Raw genomic sequence first — 705 nt, 5'->3', positions numbered from 1 at the left:
CCGAGTTCGGGAAGGGATCGGGTGGTTCCATCTCGCTATTGTCGCCAAGCAAAACTGGTTGCTCTAACGATTTGAACAAGTTTCGTTGTTCAAAGCGTCATTCGAATCCTGTAACCGGAGAGTGATGCACAAACTCTAATCCGTGCACTGTTTTATTCAGTGCCGCTCTTTCGAGCCAATGTATCTTTTTCTATCAGCTAACCAAACGCTTTTGGCGTTATATGGTCAAGCCTCACGAGCAATTAGTACTGGTTAGCTCAACGCCTCACAACGCTTACACACCCAGCCTATCAACGTCCTGGTCTTGAACGGCTCTTCAGGGGACTCAAGGTCCCAGTGAGATCTCATCTTGAAGGGGGCTTCCCGCTTAGATGCTTTCAGCGGTTATCCTGTCCGAACATAGCTACCGGGCAATGCCATTGGCATGACAACCCGAACACCAGAGGTTCGTTCACTCCGGTCCTCTCGTACTAGGAGCAACTCTTCTCAAATCTCAAACGTCCACGGCAGATAGGGACCGAACTGTCTCACGACGTTCTAAACCCAGCTCGCGTACCACTTTAAATGGCGAACAGCCATACCCTTGGGACCGGCTTCAGCCCCAGGATGTGATGAGCCGACATCGAGGTGCCAAACACCGCCGTCGATGTGAACTCTTGGGCGGTATCAGCCTGTTATCCCCGGAGTACCTTTTATCCGTTGAGC

2 rRNA genes are annotated in these 705 nt (G+C 51.3%); both read right to left on the bottom strand.

Going from position 1 to position 705, the window contains the following annotated elements:
- Positions 1-49, bottom strand: a 5S ribosomal RNA gene (rrf, locus tag ACQY8X_RS20980); the annotation flags it as partial.
- A gap of 172 nt (positions 50-221) precedes the next feature.
- Positions 222-705: ribosomal RNA gene (locus tag ACQY8X_RS20975) — 23S ribosomal RNA — on the bottom strand; the annotation flags it as partial.

Source organism: Amphritea sp. (genome assembly GCF_050300915.1).
In the GTDB taxonomy this organism is placed as follows: domain Bacteria; phylum Pseudomonadota; class Gammaproteobacteria; order Pseudomonadales; family Balneatricaceae; genus Amphritea.
Note: the sequence above shows the minus strand (reverse complement) of the source record. Positions and strands in the feature narration are given on the sequence as shown.